Origin of the sequence: Streptosporangium sp. NPDC087985, from assembly GCF_044741965.1 — a bacterium.
In the GTDB taxonomy this organism is placed as follows: Bacteria; Actinomycetota; Actinomycetes; order Streptosporangiales; family Streptosporangiaceae; genus Streptosporangium.
Map to the genome: position 1 here is coordinate 97406 of NZ_JBIUTQ010000010.1, position 15647 is coordinate 113052.

At 69.3% G+C, this 15647-nt stretch carries 14 protein-coding genes; 7 read left to right on the plus strand and 7 right to left on the minus strand.

The genetic code is table 11. The features are described from left to right. Positions 1-254 precede the first annotated feature (254 nt). Positions 255-1391 carry an acetate/propionate family kinase gene (locus ACIN94_RS19845; RefSeq protein WP_400707978.1) on the minus strand — a complete coding sequence of 379 codons (1137 nt, stop codon included), beginning with the start codon at positions 1389-1391 and terminating at the stop codon, positions 255-257. A gap of 34 nt (positions 1392-1425) precedes the next feature. Beyond that, entirely contained in the window at positions 1426-3471 is a 2046-nt protein-coding gene (gene pta / locus ACIN94_RS19850; protein WP_400707980.1) for a phosphate acetyltransferase, read from the minus strand. 442 nt (positions 3472-3913) lie between these two features. Here pta and typA point away from each other — a divergent pair, with 442 nt between their 5' ends. Both typA and ACIN94_RS19860 read left to right on the plus strand, forming a co-directional pair. Next, positions 3914-5764: a translational GTPase TypA gene (gene typA / locus ACIN94_RS19855; protein WP_400707982.1), complete on the plus strand. Its 1851-nt coding sequence runs from the start codon at positions 3914-3916 to the stop codon at positions 5762-5764. A 343-nt stretch (positions 5765-6107) separates the two neighbouring features. Continuing rightward, positions 6108-6347, plus strand: coding sequence for a DUF397 domain-containing protein (locus ACIN94_RS19860; RefSeq protein WP_400707984.1), 240 nt, complete (start codon positions 6108-6110; stop codon positions 6345-6347). Positions 6348-6366: 19 nt separating this feature from the next. Here ACIN94_RS19860 and ACIN94_RS19865 read toward each other — a convergent pair whose 3' ends face one another. From ACIN94_RS19865 to ACIN94_RS19875, 3 genes are all read right to left on the minus strand, one after another. After that, positions 6367-7194, minus strand: coding sequence for a polysaccharide deacetylase family protein (locus ACIN94_RS19865; RefSeq protein WP_400707986.1), 828 nt, complete (start codon positions 7192-7194; stop codon positions 6367-6369). A gap of 95 nt (positions 7195-7289) precedes the next feature. Then, a complete protein-coding gene (locus ACIN94_RS19870) occupies positions 7290-7595 on the minus strand; it encodes a hypothetical protein (protein ID WP_400707988.1) in 306 nt (101 codons plus the stop codon). A 144-nt stretch (positions 7596-7739) separates the two neighbouring features. Further along, entirely contained in the window at positions 7740-8315 is a 576-nt protein-coding gene (locus ACIN94_RS19875; protein WP_400707990.1) for a helix-turn-helix domain-containing protein, read from the minus strand. Between the two features lie 85 nt (positions 8316-8400). On the opposite strand from ACIN94_RS19875, the gene ACIN94_RS19880 reads away from it, so the two are divergent. Continuing rightward, entirely contained in the window at positions 8401-9237 is an 837-nt protein-coding gene (locus ACIN94_RS19880; protein WP_400707992.1) for an EamA family transporter, read from the plus strand. 43 nt (positions 9238-9280) lie between these two features. On the opposite strand, the gene ACIN94_RS19885 is transcribed toward ACIN94_RS19880, so the two are convergent. Then, entirely contained in the window at positions 9281-9868 is a 588-nt protein-coding gene (locus tag ACIN94_RS19885) for a sigma-70 family RNA polymerase sigma factor (protein WP_400708146.1), read from the minus strand. 279 nt (positions 9869-10147) lie between these two features. Between ACIN94_RS19885 and ACIN94_RS19890 the strand changes: the two genes are divergently transcribed. Further along, on the plus strand, positions 10148-11224 hold the full coding sequence (locus tag ACIN94_RS19890; protein ID WP_400707994.1) for a PLP-dependent cysteine synthase family protein: 1077 nt from the start codon (positions 10148-10150) through the stop codon (positions 11222-11224). A gap of 400 nt (positions 11225-11624) precedes the next feature. Here ACIN94_RS19890 and ACIN94_RS19895 read toward each other — a convergent pair whose 3' ends face one another. Next, positions 11625-12635 (minus strand): ABC transporter substrate-binding protein, encoded by a 1011-nt coding sequence (locus tag ACIN94_RS19895; RefSeq protein WP_400707996.1) that lies wholly within the window; start codon positions 12633-12635, stop codon positions 11625-11627. 97 nt (positions 12636-12732) lie between these two features. On the opposite strand from ACIN94_RS19895, the gene ACIN94_RS19900 reads away from it, so the two are divergent. The 3 genes from ACIN94_RS19900 to ACIN94_RS19910 are packed head-to-tail and all read left to right on the plus strand — an operon-like array spanning position 12733 to position 15637. Beyond that, positions 12733-13785 (plus strand): FecCD family ABC transporter permease, encoded by a 1053-nt coding sequence (locus ACIN94_RS19900; RefSeq protein ID WP_400707998.1) that lies wholly within the window; start codon positions 12733-12735, stop codon positions 13783-13785. Then, positions 13782-14858, plus strand: a complete 1077-nt coding sequence (locus ACIN94_RS19905; RefSeq protein ID WP_400708000.1) for a FecCD family ABC transporter permease — start codon at positions 13782-13784, stop codon at positions 14856-14858. The genes ACIN94_RS19900 and ACIN94_RS19905 overlap by 4 nt, the downstream gene beginning before the upstream one ends. Then, positions 14855-15637 carry an ABC transporter ATP-binding protein gene (locus ACIN94_RS19910; RefSeq protein ID WP_400708002.1) on the plus strand — a complete coding sequence of 261 codons (783 nt, stop codon included), beginning with the start codon at positions 14855-14857 and terminating at the stop codon, positions 15635-15637. The genes ACIN94_RS19905 and ACIN94_RS19910 overlap by 4 nt, the downstream gene beginning before the upstream one ends. The last annotated feature ends 10 nt before the right edge of the window (positions 15638-15647 follow it).

Here is a 15647-nt window from a genome sequence, read left to right on the forward strand (position 1 = left end):
GGCCGCCGGGGGGGGGGGGGGGCCCGCCGGGTAGACCGGGGCGCGCGGGGGGGGGGGCCCCCCCCGGGGGGTGGGGGGCCGGGCCGGCGCCCCCCCCCCCCCACGACAGCGGACGGACCGCTCAGCACGCCCCCGCGACGCTGGGCTACCGTCCGACTACATGAAGTATGTCCCACGGCCACCACTGCGTGATGATCCGCGTCCTGCGGACTTCTCCTGGCGGATTTCATCCATCCGCTCTAGATAGACGTCATTTATCCGCGATTGGTTCGCGAAATAACCTCAAGAGTTTGCCGGGCGATCTCCAGCTCCTCGTCCGTGGGGATCACCGCGACCTTCACGGCCGTGCCGTCGGCCGAGATCAGCCGGTCCCCTCGCCGGTTGCGCGCCGGATCCACGGCGATGCCGAGCGCCTCCAGACCGGCCAGTGCGGTCTCCCTGACCAGCGACGAGTTCTCCCCCACACCCCCGGTGAACGCGATCACGTCCACCGTGCCGAGCACGGCGTAGTAGGCGCCGATGTATCTGCGCAGCCGGTGGCAGTAGACCGAGAAGGCGAGCTCGGCGTCCGGATCTCCGGCGGCCAGCCGCTTCTCCACCGCGCGCATGTCGTTGTCCCCGCAGAGGCCGAGCAGGCCGCCGCGCCGGTTGAGCAGCGTGTCGATCTCCTCAGGGGACATTCCGCCTGTCCGCCCCAGATACAGGACCACCCCCGGGTCCAGGTCTCCGCTGCGGGTGCCCATGACGAGTCCTTCCAGCGGGGTCATGCCCATGGAGGTGTCCACGCACCGCCCCGCCGCCACCGCCGAGGCGCTCGCCCCGTTGCCGAGGTGCAGCACGATCACGTTGGCCGCCGGCCTGTCCACCGCGAGAGCGGCCTGGCGGGAGACGTAGGCGTGTGAGGTGCCGTGGAAGCCGTAACGGCGGATGCTCAGCCGCTCGGCCACCTCACGGTCGATGGCGTAGGTCGCGGCGGCCGGGGAGAGCGTGGCGTGGAAGGCGGTGTCGAAGACGGCGACCTGCGGCAGGTCGGGGCGGAGCCGCCGGGCGACCTCGATGCCCGCCAGATTGGCCGGGTTGTGCAGGGGGGCGAGCGGGACGAGCTCCTCGATCTTCCTGACCACCTCCTCGGTGATCAGTGTGGGCTCCGTGAAGGCCTTGCCGCCGTGCACCACCCGGTGGCCGATCGCGGTCAGCTCGGGGGAGTCGAGCCCGAAGCCCCGGTCGGCGAGTTCGGTCGCGATGACCTTCAGGGCCGCGTCGTGGTCGGTCACCGGGGAGCCGGCCTCGCCGATCCGCTCGACCGTCCCGGACGCCAGCCGTTCCTCGCCGGACAGGAGCCGGTATTTCACGGAGGATGATCCACTGTTGATCACCAGTACGCGGCTCATCACGCCTCCCCGGCCCCGGTCGGCACCCGCTCGCTCATCGGGTGACCTCCTGGGCCTGGATGGCGGTGATGGCGACGGTGCTCACGATGTCGTTGACCAGCGCGCCTCGTGACAGGTCGTTGACCGGCCTGCGGAGTCCCTGCAGGACAGGCCCGATCGCGACGGCCCCGGCGGAGCGCTGCACGGCCTTGTAGGTGTTGTTGCCGGTGTTCAGATCCGGGAAGATCAGCACGGTCGCCCGGCCCGCGACCTGGGAACCGGGCAGCTTGGCGGCGGCGACCCGGGCGTCCACCGCCGCGTCGTACTGGATGGGCCCCTCGACCAGCAGGTCCGGCGCCCGGTCCATGACCAGGGTGGTGGCCTCGCGGACCTTGTCCACGTCGGCGCCGCTGCCGGAGTGGCCGGTGGAGTACGACAGCATCGCGACCCGGGGTTCGATGCCGAATCGCTCCGCCGTACGGGCGGAGGAGACGGCGATGTCGGCGAGCTGCTCGGCGTCGGGGTCGGGGTTGATCGCGCAGTCGCCGTAGACGAGCACCCGGTCGGCCAGGCACATGAAGAACACCGAGGAGACGATCGAGGTGCCCGGCACCGTCTTGATGATCTGGAACGCGGGCAGGATCGTGGCGGCGGTGGTGTGCGCGGCGCCGGAGACCATGCCGTGTACGGCTCCGCAGTGCAGCATCATCGTGCCGAAGAAGTTGACGTCGGTGAGCACGTCCCTGGCCCGTTCGATGGTCATGCCCCGGTGCTCCCGCAGCGCGAAGTACTTCCGGGCGTAGGAGTCGCGCAGCGGAGAGGTCAGCGGGTCGACGACGGTCACCCCGGAGAGGTCGAGGCCGAGGTCTCCGATCCGCCGCCGGATCACCTCCTCCCTGCCCAGCAGGGTGAGGTCCACGATGCCGCGCCGCAGGAGGATGTCGGCGGCCCGCAGGATCCGGTCCTCCTCGCCCTCCGGCAGCACGATGTGCCGCCGGTCGGCCCGTGCCCGCTCCAGCAGGGTGTGCTCGAACATCATCGGGGTGACCCGGTCGGAGCGGGCCAGCTCGATCCGGTCGGTCAGGTCGGCGGTGCCCACGTGGGCCTCGAAGTGACCGAGGGCCGTCTCGATCTTGCGCGGGTTGTCGGCGGTGAGCCGTCCCTCCAGTCCGCCCAGGGTGGTGGCCACGCTGAAGCTGTCCGCGGCGGCCGCCAGCACCGGCATGCCGGGCGCCAGCCGGGCGGTGAGTGCCTTGACGGCCTCCGTGGGCTCCTCCCCCACCGTCAGCACCACACCGGACGGCCTGGCCGTACCCGTCGTCTCGGCCGCGGCCGAGACGAGCAGCAGGTCGGCCCGATCGCCCGGGGCGATCACCAGGGCTCCGTCGGTCAGGTATTCCAGGAACACCGGGAGTGTGGCCCCGCCGAACACGAACCCGAGCACGTCCCTGCGCAGCCCCTCCTCGTCCCCATGGATCTGCTTGGCGTTCACGGCCCGCAGCACCTGCCCGACGGTCGGCGCCGACAGCGAGGGGTTCTCGGGGATGACGTAGCAGGGCACCGGCAGGTCGAGCTCGACGACCGTCCCCTGCGGCGCCCGGTTGGCGATCACTGCCAGTACCGTGCCGCCCAGGTCGGAGAAGACCTGGTAGCCGGTGCGCATCTCCATCGCGATCTCGGCGGCCTGCTCACCGTGCGCTCCCACCACCACGATCATCGGGGCGCTGAACTCGGCGGCGAGGCGGGCGTTGAAGGCCAGCTCGCGCGGGAGTCCGTCGGTCTCGAAGGAACTGCCCAGCACCAGAAGCGCGTCGCACTCCCGCTCCAGCGCGTGGAACCGGGCGACCAGCAGGGCGATGAGCTCCTCGACGCCCTGCTCCGCGTAGATCGCCGCGGCGTTCTCTGCCGTGACCCCGATCGCCGAGACCGCCGGGCGGTATCTGGCGTTGAGCATCTCGAGCGTGCGGTCGTCCCCCATGCCGGTGATCGGCCGGAAAACCCCGACCCGATCCACGTGACGGGTGAGCAGCTCCATCAGGCCGAGTTCGACGATCTGCCTGCCGTCCCCACGCCCGAGTCCCGCCACGTAAACGCTGCGCATGCGCACCATCCCTTGTCTCGACACCTCCCTCGTCACCCCTGATCCCCGGGAGTAAACACTTCCTGGGGATCAGAAGGTGAGGGGTTGACGCTCCCTCGTTCGGGGCCGGAGGCCTGGTCCGAGCTTAGGGCGGTCACCGTACGCCCCCGGACATGCCCGGGGACGGGGGCCGGAGGGGAAACCGGCCGTTCACGGTCGCGGAGCCCCGGGACTGTGGGATTCTCGGAGGGCCGGAGAACGTCCGTGAGGGAGGCCACGGAAGTGGATTCCGGCAGTTCCGCCGGGGGAGAACGCGTGCGATTCGCCCGGCGAGAAGGTGTCCGCGAGGTGAATTGCCATGCTTCATACGGCGGACGCGTGAGAGTGATTGTGCGGATCAACTAAAATAGTGGGGTCGCACCGTCCGCGGCCAGCCTCCACGATCACAGAGCGAGATTCCATCATGCCTTTGAACAGCCGTGACGACCTGCGGAACATCGCTATCATCGCGCACGTCGACCACGGCAAGACCACTCTCGTGGACGCCATGCTCTGGCAGTCCGGAGCCTTCCGTGCCAACCAGGACGTGGACGACCGTGTCATGGACTCCAACGACCTGGAGCGCGAGAAGGGCATCACCATTCTCGCGAAGAACACCGCCGTCAAGCACGGCGACATGACCCTCAACATCATCGACACCCCGGGGCACGCCGACTTCGGCGGCGAGGTCGAGCGCGGTCTGTCGATGGTCGACGGCGTCGTGCTGCTGGTGGACTCCTCCGAGGGCCCCCTTCCGCAGACCCGGTTCGTGCTGCGCAAGGCGTTCGCCGCCAAGATGCCGGTCATCCTGTGCATCAACAAGGTGGACCGTCCCGACGCCCGGATCAAGGAGGTCGTGGACGAGGTCTACGAACTCTTCATGGACCTGGACGCCACCGAGGAGCAGATCGACTTCCCGATCGTCTACACCTCGGGCAAGGCCGGCCGCGCCTCGCTGAACCGTCCCAAGGACGGCGAGATGCCCGACTCCGAGGACCTCGAGCCGCTGTTCCAGGTCATCACGGAGACGATCCCGGCTCCGACCTACGACCCGACCGCCCCGTTGCAGGCGCACGTCACCAACCTGGACGCCTCGTCCTACCTGGGCCGGATCGCGCTGTGCCGCGTCCACCAGGGCGTGATCAAGAAGGGCCAGCAGGTCGCCTGGTGCCGCACCGACGGCACCATCCAGAAGGTGAAGATCACCGAGCTGCTGATGAACGACGCGCTGGAGCGCAAGCCCGCCGAGCAGGCGGGCCCCGGCGACATCATCGCGATCGCCGGCATCCCGGACATCATGATCGGTGAGACCCTGGCCGACCCCGACGACCCGCGCCCGCTGCCGCTGATCACGGTGGACGAGCCCGCGATCTCGATGACCATCGGCACCAACACCTCACCGCTGGTCGGCAAGGTCAAGGGCTCCAAGGTCACCGCCCGCATGGTCAAGGACCGGCTCGACAAGGAGCTCGTCGGCAACGTGTCGCTGCGCGTCCTGCCGACCGACCGTCCCGACGCCTGGGAGGTGCAGGGCCGTGGTGAGCTGGCGCTGGCCATCCTGGTCGAGCAGATGCGCCGCGAGGGTTACGAGCTGACCGTCGGCAAGCCGCAGGTGGTCACCAGGGTCGTCGACGGCAAGGTGCACGAGCCGGTCGAGCGCGTGACCATCGACTGCCCGGAGGAGTACCTCGGAGCGATCACCCAGCTCCTGGCCGTCCGCAAGGGTCGCATGGAGCACATGACCAACCACGGCACCGGCTGGATCCGGATGGAGTTCGTGGTCCCGGCCCGTGGCCTGATCGGCTTCCGGACCGAGTTCCTGACCGAGACCCGCGGCACCGGCATCGTGAACCACGTGTTCGAGGCCTACGAGCCGTGGTTCGGCGAGCTGCGCACCCGCAACAACGGCTCTCTGGTGGCCGACCGGCCTGGCCCGGTGACCCCGTTCGCCATGCTGAACCTGCAGGAGCGCGGTGTCCTGTTCGTCCAGCCGACCACCGAGGTCTACGAAGGCATGATCGTTGGTGAGAACTCGCGCGCCGACGACATGGACGTGAACATCACCAAGGAGAAGAAGCTCACCAACATGCGCTCCTCCACCAGCGACACGACGGAGACGCTGATCCCGCCGCGCCAGCTCTCGCTGGAGCAGGCGCTGGAGTTCATCCGCGAGGACGAGTGCGTGGAGATCACCCCGGAGACCGTGCGTATCCGCAAGGTCGTCCTGGACGCCGCGACCCGTGGCCGCTCCGCCGCCCGGGCCAAGCGCGGGTAGCTGACCTTCCGTCAAGGAACCGTACGCCCCGGAGGCGCCGGACCCGAGGGTCCGGCGCCTCCGGCGTCTCCGCGGGCTCCCTGGGGGGTCCACGCTCGGTGACGGCCACCGTCGGGATGGGCGGGCCGGTGCGGATCACCGCACCGCCCCGGAGCGGATGGGGCTTTCTGCCGCTTTGAAATGGTTGTCGAGGGTAGCGTATTCAGGCATGGCCTCTCACGGTCCTCATCACCGGCGGCATGTCGGCGGTGATGAAAACGGCCGGACTGTCCGAGGCCGTCCGCATCGAGGCGTTACCGCTTAACATGTCACCGGCCCTCATCTAGAGAATGGCAGAGGAGAGATGGACCCGAACAATCTCACATGGCGAAAATCGAGCCTCAGCAGCAGCAACGGCGGCGACTGCGTCGAGGTCGCGGAGCTCGGGAACGCCTCCCACCGGCCGGAGCACAAGAAGAACGCCACCCATGCCGTCCGTGACAGCAAGGATCCTTCGGGACCTGTGCTCTACTTCGATCTCATCGAATGGAAAACTTTCCTCAATAGCGTCAAATCATCCGGAATAGCGCCATTCTCGGCGTAGTCCTCCGGGGAAGAGTCCGTCAGGTCCGCGATCCCTTGTTCTTCAACCGATCGGACGTCCGCCCGTTGCCCGCCGCCTGCCGGGCGGGCTCGGTCTCTCCGAAATACTCCTTGCCCGGGGTGAGCTTGCCGTACATCTCGGAGAGTGTCACGAACGTGTAGCCGGCGGCGGTGAGCCGCTCCAGCACATGGGGGGCGGCCTCGACGGTGGTGCCGTGGATGTCGTGCATGAGCACGATGGACCCCGGCGTGGCACCGGTCGCGCGCCGCGTGACGACCACACTGTCGCGGTCGCGCCAGTCCATGGTGTCGAGGCTCCACAGGATCTGGGCGAGTCCCTTGCTGCGGGCCACGGCCGCGACCCGCTGGTTGGTCGATCCGTACGGCGGGCGCATGACGGTCATCCAGCGCCCGGTCATGTAGTGGACGATCTGCTGGGTACGGCCCAGCTCGCCCCTGATCCCGGCGTCCGACAACGCGGTGAGCTGGGCGTGGCTCCAGCTGTGATTGCCTATCTCGTGCCCTTCCGTCACCATCCGGCGGAGGTTGTTCGGGCCGTCCCCCGCCACCATCTGGCCGACCACGAAGAAGGTCGCCCTGGCGTTGTACCGGGCGAGGATGTCGAGCAGCTTCCCGGTGTACTGGCCCGGGCCGTCGTCATAGGTCAGCGCCACACACTTGACCCGCCTGCAGTCGATGCCGCGCGCCGCCGGCGCGACGGGGTATCTGCTCTTGGGCCACTGCGGCTGGATCCTGGCCAGTTTCGCGGCCAGCGCGCCGGGGTCGACCCGCGGAGGCCTCAGCGGGGGAACGGGGGCGGCGGCCACCGGCGCGTCCTCCGACCTCATCTGAGTAATGGGAGTGGCGCATCCCCCGGCTCCCAGGATCAGAACGACTGGAACAATCCACAATCGCATGCTTCCCCCAAGAAAGCAGAGCGAGGTTACGGATAATCCTCAGCCGCGTCTCCCCGCAAGATCTTGGCCAGGTCCTCCCACCAGGATGGGACGTCGATGCGCAATTCGGCGTATCGACGCGCCACGCGAACGGCACATCCACTCGGATCCGTACCCAGATGGCGATGTTTCACCTGTCCTTCCTGCCAGCGGTAGAAACCATCCCTGAAACGTATGACCAGGCCTATCCACACCGACAGGATTCCCTCATCCCCCACCTCATAGACACCGGTCACACCGAGCTCTCCCAGTTCGGTACGGAGCCGGGCTATCGCCACCTGGGGATCGCTCACCGGCCACCTCGTGGCCACGGGGAGAGAGACGGACGGCTGGGCATGCGCCCGCGCTCCGGCGGAGTCGACACGCCGATACGGGAGACCGAAAGCGACATAGTGTAATCATGCGGCTCCAGCCTGTGTCCGGACGGCCGATCACCACTATTGGTCAGGAGTCTCCTGAGGCTCCGTGACGACCATCGTGAACCGCAACGGCACGTCGCCGCTGTTGGCGTACCGGTGCGGCCGGTCGGCACTGAACACGACGGCGTCGTCTACCCGGAGGACATGGCTCCTGCCGTACACCGACAGGGTGAGCTCCCCCTCCAGCACGGTCAGCATCTCGCGGGTGCCCGGCGGGTGGGCGTCGCCGTCATGGTGCTCGCCCGGAGCCAGCCGCCAGTCCCACAGCTCCAGGATGGCCGGCGCGTCGGTGCCGACCAGCAGCCGCGCCGAACTCGCCCGGCCGTGCGGGAAGGTGACGACGTCGGCGGCGTGGACCACCCGGACCACCGGGGTGTCGGAGACCTCCACCATCCGCGCGACCGTCACGCCGAGCGCGTCGGCGATGCGGGTGAGCGTGTTGATGCTGGGGTTGGTCCGCCCCTGCTCGACCTGGACGAGCATGCCCCGGCTGACCCCCGAGCGCGTGGCGAGCTCGTCCAGCGTCATCTGCCGGTGTGCCCGCTGGGCCCGCACGTTGTTGGCGACCGCGGCGGTGATCGTCTCTGGATCCATGAGTTCAGTGTAGTGAACCTGTTTTGCACTACAGTGCACTCTATGTGCTGTACTAGTAGTTCAATCTATTGAACCGAGGTGATGTATGACCGCCGTGGTGCTGGCGACGCTCTGCGCGGTGGTGTACGGCACGGCGGACTTCTTCGGCGGCCTGGCGACCCGGCGGTCACGGGTGCTGGCCGTGGTGGCGCTCTCCCAGACGGCCGGCCTGGTCCTGGTGACCCTGGTGCTGCCGTTCCTGCCGGGGGTCCTCACGACGAGGGGCCTGGCCTGGGGGATGGCGGCCGGGGTGGCCGGCGCCGTGGGGCTGGTGCTGTTCTACCGGGCGCTCGCCACCGGCGTGATGTCGGTGGTGGCGCCCATCACCGCGATCACCGCGGCGGGGTTGCCGGTGCTGTTCGGGCTGGCCACCGGGGACCGCCCGGAGCCGGTGGCGCTGGGCGGCGTGGCGCTCGCGCTGGTCGCCGTGCTGCTGGTGAGCCGCGACTCCTCGCCCGCGGCCGCCGGCCGGGGCTCCGGCCCGGTCCTGGCCTCGCTCGCCGCGGGTGCGGGCTTCGGAGGCTTCTTCGTCCTGCTGTCCCGGGCTCCCGACGACGACGGCATGTGGCCGCTGTTCGGCGCGCGGCTGGCCTCGGTCGCCCTCATCGCCCTGCTGGCCCTGGCCACCCGCCGCACGCTACGGCCCGGTCCCGGCGCGCTGCACATCATCGTCGCCGCCGGAATCCTCGACATGGCCGCCAACGTGCTGTTCATGCTCGCCCAGCAGCGCGGTCTGCTGAGCATCGTCGCCGTCCTGGTCTCGCTCTACCCGGCGAGCACCCTGCTGCTGGCCCGTCACGTGCTGGGTGAGCGGCTCAACGCGGTCCAGGTGGTGGGGGTCGGCTGCACGCTCGCCGCCGTGGCGCTGATAGCGGCGGGCTGACAGCCGCAGGCGCGGGCCGTACCCGGCGCGGCGGAAAGGATGCCTACGCGACCCGCTGCTGCGCGGGAATCCGGAACTCGCCCTCCTCGATGGCGTAGTCCTCAAGCATCGTCCGGAGCTGACGACGGCCGCGGTGCAGGCGGGACATGACCGTGCCGATGGGCGTGCCCATCCGCTCGGCGATCTCCTTGTAGGCGAAGCCCTCCACGTCGGCCAGGTAGACGGCGATGCGGAAGTCCTCAGGCAGGGAGCGCAGGGCGTTCATCACGGCGCTGTCGGGCAGCCGCTCCAGTGCCTCGGTCTCGGCGGACTTGAGCCCGGAGGACATGTGGGACTCGGCGGCGGCGAGCTGCCAGTCCTCAACCTCCTCGGTGGCCGAGAGCTTGGGCGAGCGCTGCTTCTTGCGGTAGTCGTTGATGAAGTTGTTGGTGAGGATGCGGTGCAGCCACGCCTTGAGATTGGTGCCCTCGCGGAACTGGTGGTAGGAGGCGAACGCCTTGGTGACGGTCTCCTGAACGAGGTCCTCCGCGTCGGCGGAGTTGCGGGTCAGACGCATCGCGGACGCGTAGAGCTGGTTGGTGACCGGTACAACGTCACGCTCGAACCAATCCTGGCGCTGCTCTTCGGTCATCGTGATCACGCGATCCCCCTCTTACCTTTCCCCCCGGTCGCCGACCGGCACAGGCATGAAATTTCCCTTCCGACGGCTGATGGCATGCTTGCAGGCCCTCCGTAAAGGTGCCGTTAAAAGCGGTCCTGGCTGGTCAGGAGGTCTGTCAGTCACTGAGCCGATGGCGGGTTCAACACGCCTCGCAGTCAGACAAGTCTCATTAGCGTAACATCCCCCCTCCAATTTCGCCGGATGTGTGTCCATCATCACATAACCCCAGCTAGCGCTACCTTTGGGCTCATGGAATACGTGGATCGACATGACCCAGAGACCCGCTCGTGGGTGGCCGAGGCCATCCGCCGAGTCGAGGCCGATGCCCACCGGAGCTGCGACACTCATCTCCACGTCTTCCCGCTTCCCCCACGGTGGGGGGTAAACCTCTACCTGAAGGACGAGTCGGTCCACCCCACCGGTTCCCTCAAACACCGGCTCGCGCGATCCCTGTTCCTGTACGGCCTGGCAAACGGCTGGATCGGCCCCACGACCACGGTCGTCGAGGCGTCCAGCGGCTCGACCGCGGTGAGCGAGGCCTATTTCGCCCGGCTCGTCGGCCTGCCGTTCATCGCGGTGATGCCCGCCTCCACCTCACCCGAGAAGATCTCACTGATCGAGTTCTACGGCGGCAGGTGCCATCTGGTGGACGACCCCGGAACGATCTACGAGGAGTCCCACCGGCTGGCCGCCGAGACCGGCGGCCACTTCATGGACCAGTTCACCTATGCCGAGCGGGCCACCGACTGGCGCGGCAACAACAACATCGCCGAGAGCATCTTCAGCCAGATGGGGATGGAGCCCCACCCCGAGCCCGCCTGGATCGTGGTCGGCGCCGGAACCGGCGGAACCTCATCCACCATCGGCCGCTACATCCGCTACCGCCGCTACTCCACCCGGCTGGCCGTCGTCGACCCCGAAGGGTCCGCGTTCTACCCCTCCTGGCGCTCCGGCGACGCCACGGTCACCGCCCCCGGCTCCCGCATCGAGGGCATCGGCCGCCCCCGCGTGGAACCGTCCTTCCTGCCCAGCGTGATCGACCGCATGATCCAGGTCCCCGACGCCCGGTCCATCGCGGCGATGCGCTGGGTCCGTGAGGTCACCGGCCGCGACGTCGGCGGCTCCACCGGGACCAACGTGGCGGCGGCCGTACAGATCCTGTGGGAGATGCGCGAGGCGGGCCGGCAGGGCAGCGTCGTCACGCTGATCTGCGACGGCGGCGAACGCTACCGCGGCACCTACGACGACGACGCCTGGCTCGCGGAACGCGGCCTGGACATCGCCCCCCACCTGGAGGAGTTGAGGTCCTTCCTCACCCGTCCCTAGGTGCGCCTCCCCGCCCGGCGGCGGCCCGTCAGGCCCCGCCGTCCCGTCGCGCGTTCTTCCTGGCGATGGCGTCCACGACCTCGGAGACGTGAGGGCCGCACACGGGGTCGAGGGAACGCCGGCCCGAGAACCAGGAGGTCTGGATCACGAAGTCAGCTGGATATCCACATAGACATGTACCGGGAGATTCCGGATCTGCCGGCAGGACCGCCGAGCGGTGAGTCACCATGGCCCTGACTTTAGTCCGCTTTGACCGGTTGCCCAGAGGAAGCGGGAAACTCGGCGCGGGATCCTCGACGGGGAGACCGCCCGGGTGCGCCACCAGACGGGGTTCCATCGCCCGGCGGCGAGGGCCGGAAGCTCCGGGAGCACCCCACCCTCGCCGCCGGAGCCGGGCAGATCAGGCCGCCTTCGCCGGATCGACCCCGAAGATCGTGGCGAGGTCGTCGAGGATGGCGTGGGCGCCCTGCATGCCGACGGCGCTCATCCAGATGACGTCGGCGACGTCGTGCTTGACTCCCTTGAGCTTGCCCCAGAGCGGGTTGGCCTCGAACTTCTTCTTGATCGGATCGACGCTCGGGTCGGAGTAGGCCGCGACGAAGATGTGGTCGGCGTCGAGCTGGGAGATGTTCTCCTGGCTGATGTCCACCATGATCGTTTCGGTGGTGGTGGGCTGCTTCTCAGGACGCGGGAAGCCGACGTCCTTCAGCACCAGACCGGAGTAGGAGTTCTCCACGTAGAGGCGGACGGTCGGCTCACCGGCGAAGCGGGCGACGGAGACGGTGGGCAGCGCGCCATCCTTGGCCTTGATGGACGCCCCGATCGTGGCGGCGCGGTCCTGGTAGGCCGTGATCTTCTGCTCGGCGAGGTCCTCCTTGCCCAGGGCCTCGCCCATGAGCCGGATGTTCTCCTTCCAGATGGCACCCGTGGTCTCGCTGAACACCGTCGGTGCTATCTGTACCAGCTTGTCGTACAGCGCCTCGTGACGGACTTTGGCCGAGACGATCAGATCGGGCTTGAGCGCGACGATCTGCTCCAGGCTCGGCTGCTCCAGGGTGCCGACCGTCTTGGCCTCCTTGGCGTAGCCGAGGACCGGGGCCAGATAGTCGGGGAGCTTCTCGTCGATCGCCCGGTAGGTGGTGTAGCCGACGACCTCGGTCTCCAGGGTCAGCACCGCGTCCACGAAGCTCTGGTCGAGGGCCACGACCCGTTTCGGCCGGTCCGGGATGCGTGTCTCGCCCATGGCGTGCTTCACCGTACGGGGGAACGCCGCGGCGTCACCCGCCGCCGGGGCCGCGGTCGCATCGCCGGCGCCGGGCGCCGTGCCCGAGCCGCTCGATCCACAGGCGGCAAGACCGAGGGTGAGTACGGCTCCCGCCACGCCGGCGGTCAGGGCGCGTAACGCTCTCATCAAGGGCTCCCTTCAAAGTAAAGCCAACCTAATTTAGGTTAGCCATACCTAACCTGACATACTTGTCCGGGATCCGGCAAACACGAGAGGAGTACGGGTGAGCACAGAGGTAGCCACCGCGCGGCCACCGTCGCCGGGCACGGCACGGACGCCCCGGCACAGACGCCCGGCCGTGCTGGCCGGTCTGCTCGGCGCCCTCCTGGTGACGATCATGCTGAGCGTCACGATCGGCGCGAAGCCGGTCCCGCTGAGCGACGTGTGGCATGCACTGACCGGCCCGGCGGGCACCGAGAACGACATCATCATCCGGTCGCTGCGCATCCCCAGGACCGCCGTCGGCGTGCTGGCCGGGGTCGCGCTCGGCGTCGCCGGCGCGCTCATGCAAGGTCACACCCGCAACCCGCTGGCCGATCCCGGCCTGCTCGGCGTCACCCAGGGTGCCGCGTTCGCGATGGTACTCAGCATCATGGTGCTCGGCGTCACCAGCCTGTACGGCTACATATGGCCCGGCATGGCCGGGGCCCTGATCGCCAGCGTGGGCGTCTTCGCCCTCGGCATGGCCGGGGGCCGCGGCGCCCCTACCCCGGTGACGCTGGCCCTCGCGGGCACCGCGGTCAGCGCCTTCCTCTACGCCCTCACCTCGGCCCTGGTTCTGATGGACCAGCAGGCCATGGACGTCTTCCGCTTCTGGCAGGCGGGCTCGATCGCGGGGCGGGGTACCGACGTCGTCTGGCAGGTTCTTCCGTTCGTCACCGTCGGCCTGATCCTGGCCATGGTCAACGCCCCCGGCCTCAACGCGCTCTCCCTCGGCGAGGACGTCGCCCGCGCCCTCGGCCAGAACATCACCCTGACCCGGACCATCGGCGTGACTTCGGTCACGCTGCTCAGCGGGGCCTCCGTCGCGGCCTGTGGCGCGCTGGCCTTCCTCGGCCTGATGGTCCCGCACCTGGCCCGCCCACTGTCCGGCCCGGACCACCGCTGGCTGCTGCCGTACTCCGGGCTGATCGGCGCCGCCGCCCTGCTCGGCGCCGACGTGATCGGGCGGATCATCGCCCGTCCCGGCGAGCTGGAGGTCGGCGTCGTGCTCGCCCTGATCGGCGCGCCGTTCTTCGTCTCCCTGGTCCGCCGTAGAAAGCCGATCCGCCTGTGACCTCTCCCCCCGTACGGCTCGCGCACGGACGTCCGCTGCGGACCGGCCCCGCCTCCTGGCTGCTGCGCACCCGTTCCGTCGCGGTGGCCCTGATCCTGCTGGCCGCCGCGGTGCTGCTGGTGGCACTCGGCCTGCGCATCGGCGACATCCCGATGAGCGTCCCCGAGGTGTTCCAGGCGATCACCGGCGACGGCTCGAACCACTTCGTCGTGATGGAGCTCCGGCTCCCCCGTGCGCTGACCGGCGTCCTCGTCGGCGCGGCCCTCGCCCTGGCCGGCGCGATCACCCAGGCCATCGCCCGCAACCCGCTGGCCAGCCCCGACATCCTCGGCGTCACCCCTGGCTCCAGCGTTGCCGTGGTCGCGGCCATCGTGGCCGCCGGAAGCACCGCGGGCGGCGCCAGCGGCGCCCTGGCCTCCGTGGGCATCCCCCTCATCGCCCTGCTCGGCGGCCTGGCCGGAGCGCTGGCCGTCTACCTGCTGGCCTGGCGCAAGGGGCTGGACGGTTACCGCCTGGTGCTGGTCGGCATCGGTGTGTCGGCGGTGTTCACCAACGTCAAATACTGGCTGCTGACGGTCGGGGACGTCACCGACAGCAGCCGGGCGATGGTCTGGATCAGCGGCTCGCTGAACGGCCGGGGCTGGGAGCACGTCGTCCCGGTCGCGCTCGCGCTCGCCGTGCTCGTCCCGTCTGCCCTGGTCGGCACCCGTTCGCTCGGCGCGCTGCGCTTCGGCGACGACACCGTGACCGGCCTGGGGATACGGATGAACCTCGCCAGGTGCCTGATGATCCTGGCTGCCGTCCTGCTCGCCGCGGTGGCCACCGCGGCCGCCGGGCCCATCGCGTTCGTCGCCCTGGCGGCCCCGCAGATCGGGCTGCGCCTGGCCGGGGTGGCCCAGCCGCCCCTGGTCGTCTCGGCGCTTGCCGGAGCCGTGCTCACCGCCGCGGCCGACCTGGTCGCGCGGACCCTGTTCAGCCCCGCCGAACTGCCGGTGGGTGTGGTCACCGCGGTCCTCGGCGCCCCCTACCTGATCTACCTCTTGATCCGTGTGCGCAGAAAGGGACGATCGTGAGACTGCAGGCCGTCGACGTCACGCTCGGGTACGGTGACCGCGTCATCGTCGACGGGCTCGACCTCGGGATCGAGCCCGGGACGGTGACCACGATCATCGGGCCGAACGGGTGCGGAAAGTCCACGCTGCTGCGCGCGCTGGGGCGGCTGCTGCGGCCGTCGGGCGGCGAGGTGCTGCTGGACGGCAAGCGCATCGACAGGATGCCCACCAGGGAGGTCGCCAAGGTCCTGGGCGTGCTGCCGCAGGCTCCGACGGCCCCGGAGGGGCTGACCGTGGCCGACCTGGTGGCCAGGGGACGGCACCCGCACCAGACGTGGTACCGGCAGTGGTCGTCCGGCGACGAGGCCGCGGTCCGCGAGGCGCTGTCCATGACCGGCCTGCTGGAGCTGGAAGAGCGCCCGCTGGACGAGCTGTCCGGCGGGCAGCGCCAGCGCGCGTGGATCTCGATGGCCCTGGCCCAGGGCACCGACCTGCTGCTGCTCGACGAGCCGACGACCTTCCTCGACCTGGCCCACCAGGTCGAGGTCCTGGAACTGGTCCGCAGGCTCCACGGCGAGCACGGCCGTACCGTCGTCATGGTCCTGCACGACCTCAACCTCGCCGCCCGCTACGCCGACCGTCTGGTCGCCATGCGTGACGGCAGGATCGTCGCCGCCGGACCACCGCACGACGTTCTCACCGAACCCCTCCTCGCGGAGGTCTTCGACCTCGACGCCAAGGTGATCCAGGACCCCGTGGCCGGAACCCCCCTGGTCGTCCCGGTCGGCGTGCTGCACTGACCGCCGGTCT

Coding starts and splice junctions, on each gene's coding strand:
- ACIN94_RS19885 (WP_400708146.1), bottom strand. CDS start 9,868: ATGACCGAAGAGCAGCGCCAGGATTGGTTCGAGCGTGACGTTGTACCG.
- ACIN94_RS19860 (WP_400707984.1), top strand. CDS start 6,108: ATGGACCCGAACAATCTCACATGGCGAAAATCGAGCCTCAGCAGCAGC.
- ACIN94_RS19880 (WP_400707992.1), top strand. CDS start 8,401: ATGACCGCCGTGGTGCTGGCGACGCTCTGCGCGGTGGTGTACGGCACG.
- ACIN94_RS19865 (WP_400707986.1), bottom strand. CDS start 7,194: ATGAGGTCGGAGGACGCGCCGGTGGCCGCCGCCCCCGTTCCCCCGCTG.
- ACIN94_RS19890 (WP_400707994.1), top strand. CDS start 10,148: ATGGAATACGTGGATCGACATGACCCAGAGACCCGCTCGTGGGTGGCC.
- ACIN94_RS19845 (WP_400707978.1), bottom strand. CDS start 1,391: ATGAGCCGCGTACTGGTGATCAACAGTGGATCATCCTCCGTGAAATAC.
- typA (WP_400707982.1), top strand. CDS start 3,914: ATGCCTTTGAACAGCCGTGACGACCTGCGGAACATCGCTATCATCGCG.
- ACIN94_RS19875 (WP_400707990.1), bottom strand. CDS start 8,315: ATGGATCCAGAGACGATCACCGCCGCGGTCGCCAACAACGTGCGGGCC.
- ACIN94_RS19895 (WP_400707996.1), bottom strand. CDS start 12,635: ATGAGAGCGTTACGCGCCCTGACCGCCGGCGTGGCGGGAGCCGTACTC.
- pta (WP_400707980.1), bottom strand. CDS start 3,471: ATGCGCAGCGTTTACGTGGCGGGACTCGGGCGTGGGGACGGCAGGCAG.